Source organism: Achromobacter sp. RTa (assembly GCF_000757485.1).
Lineage (GTDB): Bacteria > Pseudomonadota > Gammaproteobacteria > Burkholderiales > Burkholderiaceae_B > Achromobacter.
The window spans coordinates 1-5,188 of sequence record NZ_JPYO01000020.1 but is presented as its reverse complement, the minus strand read 5'-3'; the positions used below and the strand labels follow the sequence as shown (position 1 = coordinate 5,188).

4 protein-coding genes are annotated in these 5,188 nt (G+C 48.5%); all 4 read right to left on the bottom strand.

Going from position 1 to position 5,188, the window contains the following annotated elements:
• Window positions 1-468: 468 nt before the first annotated feature.
• Window positions 469-2,226, bottom strand: a complete 1,758-nt coding sequence (locus JL37_RS29935; protein WP_081954993.1) for an ABC transporter ATP-binding protein — start codon at window positions 2,224-2,226, stop codon at window positions 469-471.
• A 12-nt stretch (window positions 2,227-2,238) separates the two neighbouring features.
• Complete coding sequence (locus JL37_RS30365; RefSeq protein WP_156124239.1) at window positions 2,239-3,930, bottom strand: hypothetical protein; 1,692 nt, start codon at window positions 3,928-3,930, stop codon at window positions 2,239-2,241.
• Window positions 3,930-4,607 (bottom strand): lasso peptide biosynthesis B2 protein, encoded by a 678-nt coding sequence (locus JL37_RS29930; protein ID WP_081954992.1) that lies wholly within the window; start codon window positions 4,605-4,607, stop codon window positions 3,930-3,932. Before JL37_RS29930 ends, JL37_RS30365 begins: the two co-directional genes overlap by 1 nt.
• A gap of 85 nt (window positions 4,608-4,692) precedes the next feature.
• Window positions 4,693-4,857, bottom strand: a complete 165-nt coding sequence (locus JL37_RS30360; RefSeq protein ID WP_156124238.1) for an acinetodin/klebsidin/J25 family lasso peptide — start codon at window positions 4,855-4,857, stop codon at window positions 4,693-4,695.
• Between the last annotated feature and the right edge of the window lie 331 nt (window positions 4,858-5,188).

Here is a 5,188-nt window from a genome sequence, read left to right as displayed (position 1 = left end):
CCGCCCTGGTGGCTGGCCAGGCGCGCATAGACCCCTTGCCGCTTCAGCAGCTGGCCGTGCGTGCCGGCCTCCGCCAGGGTACTTGGTAGAGTGCGAGACTACAATTTTGCTACCTGGTTGCCGCGAAATTGTAGTCGGACACCTTGTCGTAGCCCTGCATCGCTAACTAATAAAGAATTGACGTCAGGCATACGCAGCACCCCGCGGGTAAATGATGATTTAGGGGGTAAGCTACAGGCTCACCATTTAATGTCACTGCGGCTGGTGCGCATAGGTACGGATCATACGCTAGGCACGGATCGCACTCCGGTAGCCTGAGATGTTCGCTTCCCTGTCTGACTAACCAATACGGGTGTGCCCATATCTGCGACGATGCTGCAAATAGTGCCGCGACCATCATGGTGCGAAGCAACGGTTCCTTGTGCATCCCGGGCACTCCTTCCCAATGCGTTGTTTAACTCTGATGGGTCATTTCGTGATATTCGACATTGCCATCATTGATTTCAGATAATCATTACTCAGGGCTATTTGGGTTTTTGGTCCGTCAGCTTGTAATTTTCCGTTGTGAATGACTATCACTCTCTCTGAGTAAGCCAGTGCGGATGTTCTGTGACTTATTGAGATAATGGTGCAATTACGAAAATGGCGGGTAATGTTATCCGTAATCCTCCTTTCTGCTAGAACATCCAGCGAAGAAGTGCCTTCATCAATAATAAGAATGCGGGGTTCTCGCAAAAATAGCCGCGCGAGTGCGAGTCGCTGGCGTTGACCGCCGGACAGCTTTAACCCTCGTTCGCCCAGTTGGGCGTCCAGGGAGATGTTTTCGCGTCCGTCTTTGTTCGCAACATCAAATCCGGCTAGATCCAGCGCTCTTAGAATTTCAGAGTCGGATGCCGAAGAGTCGGCGATCTGCATATTGAATCGCACGGTATCGCTAAAAATATGTGTTTCCTGGCTTACTATTCCAATCAATTCATTGAGAGAAGCTTGGCTGACAGCAGAAGTGTCATTGCCTAGTATTCGTATCGCGCCTCTGGATGGTGCGTAGTCACCAGTCAGGAGCTTCGCGAGAGTGGACTTGCCTGAGCCACTGGTGCCGAGGAGGGCGATTTTTTCACCGCTCTTGAAACATAGTGATATTGGGCCAAAATGGAAATGTGCGGCATCGGGGTAGTCGAACTCAAGCTGATCCAGCTCAACGGAATAGGCGTCGGCCTCTAGGGAGGGGCGGGATTGGTTCGTTGACTTGCCTTGGAACAGTTCTTTTACGAATGCAGCAACGCTATGCCACGACTGATGTACTTCGCTTAGGGTGCTTCCTAGCATTTCAATTGGGCCCGCAAGCAAGAGGATATAGCTTGCGAAAAGCACAAAGTTGCCTGGAGTTGTTTGCGTATCTTTCGACCCCGTCAGCATCCAGTAGATGCACCAACCAAACATCAGAACGAAAAGCAAGGAATTTACTGAAAGCATAGTGATCGTCAGTTGCCAATAGGTCTTTTGGACGGCACGATCGTCGTCGAGCGTTGTCTTGTATCGCTTCATGAGAATATCGAAACCGTTATATTGCCTTGCGGCGACTATATTCATAACGGAGTCGATCAGCACTCCGTAGGATCTACGACCAGCATCCATGACTCGAGTGCGGTGCGAACTCAATCGGTCGAGAAAGACATGATTGTTTATTAGAAAGAGCAGGATATATATAAGAAATACTATCCCGATAATTCCGCTCAAAATATTCGATACGATGAAAACCGCGAAGATCAATTGCACGGCGGGTGCGAGAATATTAAAGGCAATGTTCCGCACGACTGTGTATAGATCGTTTGAAGCTTGGTTTAGACGTTGTGCTAGCTCGCCCAGGGAATTGCGTACGTAGAACTGGGAATCCTTTTCGCAAAGCAGTGCAAAATATTTTTTTGAAATGGCTTCGACTAGCTGGAGTCGCAGCATGCTCTGGAGATACAGGGAGATAGTGTTGAATATCTTGGTAAAGCCAATTGAACATATATATAGCGCGGCCATCCAAGCGACTGAGCTCATCGTGTCGGCAATATTCTGGGAGCCAGCAAGGATGTCTGTAGCTGTTGCGAGCAAGAGGGGGGCCAATGAGGACAGTGCTGCTGACGCCAATGTTAATAATAACGCTGACATAAAAATTAGTGTGCTTCTATGGCCCAGGCCGCCGCTCAAAATAAGGAGTAAGAACGATCCATTCTTCATGTTTGTATGCCCTTACTGTGAGTGGTGTAGCACAGACTGGACAAAGCCTTCCAGCTGGATCAGATTTATGAGCGCAGGGAAATCATCGTCTAAATAGGTTGAGCCATTTTTTTTAAGACTTTTTTTTAGTTCCGCTAGGTCAAGCGTCAGTTGTTTGGCGATAAAGCCGTCTTCGAGCCACGTAAACAACGACGCATGATTTTCACTGAAGTAATTGAATAGGCTTGCTGAGGAGGAACGTTTTGATTTTCTCCAGGCAAAATCGTATCCAGCCGATTTATAGAGATCACGCCGGAAATAGAACCTATCATGCTGTGCGCTGAATAGCTCGCGAACGGGTCGATACATCACCGTTCCAATGACATCGGGCAACAATAGAGGGTGGATAGTGGTCCGGACGACGGAATTTTCCATTTGGATAGTATTTAGTCCAAGCAGTATCGACCAAACGTGATCGAACTTGGCCGACCTTGGGTCCAGTTCATTCAAGAGATAGTGGTTGTCAGCTGCGGGCAGAATTTCTCCCGCTTGCATCCATTTGGGGGTGTGAAGCCCGCCATTGCTACCTCGCGGGTTCAGCAACAGTCGAAGGTTCTCATGCACTCCTCTATAGAAATTGGCTTTTTTAAGCGTGCAGAACCGTTTTACGTCGTGGAAGAATCCTAGAACTTCTAGTTTATGAATTCGGTCGAAACCTACATTCCAATTTGGATTCTGCAGGAAAACGTGGTCTCCTCCATGGCCCGTGATCATGAGTTCGTTTGCGGAGAAATCCGCGACAGCTTGTTGTTGCTGTGGATTCGCGCCGGGGGTGAGGAAAATATTAACGTCGAATGGCGAGCGATACGCAGGTTCCTTTAAACATGATGGCGTGAATGTCAGCGCGTCGCTTTCGATCATTTTTATATGTTTTAGATGTTTCCCATATGCCGCTGCGACCTGTTCTGCTTCGCGACGCTCAGTATCAGCGTAGGGCAATGGGCTAACACCATGTATGGCATCGAAAGTGATGCTTGCTGTAGCCAAACAATGAAGGAGTGCACTTGAATCTAGTCCTCCTGAAAAGCTCAAGGAAATTGATGAAAAGCTGGCCGCTAAGGTGGAAAGTTTTTTTGTGAGAATTTCTATTGGACCTTTTTGCTGCGGTAGAGGTTTCTGTAGGCCAATAATCGAAATGGATGCGAGGTTACTGCGAATTGACTGACCAATAGGGATGGCTCGTATCCCGGCTATCGCGGTTGATCCCGAGAACACTGGTCTGTCCAAGATGAAGCGACGGCAATAGTCAAGGTCCAGTGAATGTGATTTCTCTCGCTTAAGCCGAAGGAGTACTGAAGGACTCGTCGAGAATACAAGGCTGCCGGCAATGTGCGTATAGAATACGTCCAATCCACGATACAGACTTCTCGAAATCTCTATAGAGCCGCTGCTTATGCGGACAACCAAATATGGTCCGTCCACGGTATGTAGATATGATAGCCATTCAGCAGTGCGCAGCTTTGATTGGGCGTTTATAAGCTGTTCTTCGACGTACTTGGGTGCATGCAGCAATATAGAAATTGCCGAGTCTTCAATAAATTTCCAGTTGTCTGGATATTCCAGGTTGATATTTTCGTGGATTGCTCGTTTTCCGTGCGACGTTAGTGGCTCATTTCGGGGTGTGCAATTATCGCGTCGCAGCGCAGAGGAGTGGGCTATGAACATCATAGTTCCAAAATTACTGCGAGTTTTTGCCTCAGTTCAGGGTCGTCGTTTACAACCGCTCCGTTAAATTCAACCCAGGCGTGGCTTGAAAACGGCCTGGTTCGGACTCCTATTATTAATCGGGCGTCGAGGCCGACGCGTCGTGCCAGGACGCATAGTGCGAGGCTGTATGCCAAGCATTTGTTATTGCTAAAGTCGAGGATGAATACTCTATTAAGATGCGCCATCAACCGTTGCAGATACGAAGCAGTATGAGCAGTCTGCGGACCTGGTTGAGTGTTCTGTAGTAACTTGATAACTCCCGCGTATCCTTTGGATTTTAATGTCAGTCCGACTCGCCAAAGGGTATGCGCCGCCTTCCACAATAATAGTGGCTCGGCTCTGGAAAATTCGATAAATGGAGTATCCCAGCGCGTCTCGAATAAACCTTCATTTATGTGAGAGCCAAGTTCGCCTCGGATGTGAATTGTTTTTTCCAAGAGCCCATGTTCTTGAAGGGCAGCGGCCAAGGCTGAGTCATGTTGCCCGCGATTGGCAAGAAATTCATTTATGCGGGCTAGCGGAAGATTAGGAATGATTGAGAAGCGATTTTCTTGGAGATCGAGCGCAACCAAGTCCTCCCTGAAATGTCCAAGAACTAATTCCTGAATGCCCCTTGCGGAGTTACCTTGCGGCATTGCGCTTCCTCCAAATTTGGATATGCGTGGGCTTTAACCATGGCCCAGCGCATATCGATTTGAGCATTTAGGTATATCTGTGAAATTAGCCGTATTTTGTTACATTTGGGTTTTTCCATCCCATCGGATCAGGTGCGTAGAAGTATTCCGGGATGCCGCCTGAGCCACCTTGAGTAAGTTTGCTTGCGGGAATTTCGAGCTTGATGACCTGTATGGTCGGAGGCTGGGGTTGCAAAATTGGTCGTTGCATTCTTGACTCCAAAAAAGAAGATAAACTGTAAATAAAAACGTCCGTTAATAAGAATGATTCGCGGACGTATTTAAGTTAATTTGGACATTTCCGTCCGTCAATATGGCTTCACGACATATCGGACAAGATGAAGGTGTCGCGTGCTGATGCTCGCCTACGGTGCTACGGCTGCCATCGCCGATATTCGCGAGCAGCTTGATCGGCTGGAATGATGTGGCATCAGCAGCATTTCCCGCCTCTTATCGATCGAGGCACATTGATCGACGAAGCCACCTTTGGCAGCAAGCGGGTCTGGTTCACGGATGCGGAAGTGCGGGCCAACGCTAAGTCG

Bases quoted from the DNA above. Each gene is read 5' to 3' on its own strand.
- JL37_RS29935 (WP_081954993.1), bottom strand. From the start codon at position 2,226: ATGAAGAATGGATCGTTCTTACTCCTTATTTTGAGCGGCGGCCTGGGC.
- JL37_RS30365 (WP_156124239.1), bottom strand. From the start codon at position 3,930: ATGTTCATAGCCCACTCCTCTGCGCTGCGACGCGATAATTGCACACCC.
- JL37_RS29930 (WP_081954992.1), bottom strand. From the start codon at position 4,607: ATGCCGCAAGGTAACTCCGCAAGGGGCATTCAGGAATTAGTTCTTGGA.
- JL37_RS30360 (WP_156124238.1), bottom strand. From the start codon at position 4,857: ATGCAACGACCAATTTTGCAACCCCAGCCTCCGACCATACAGGTCATC.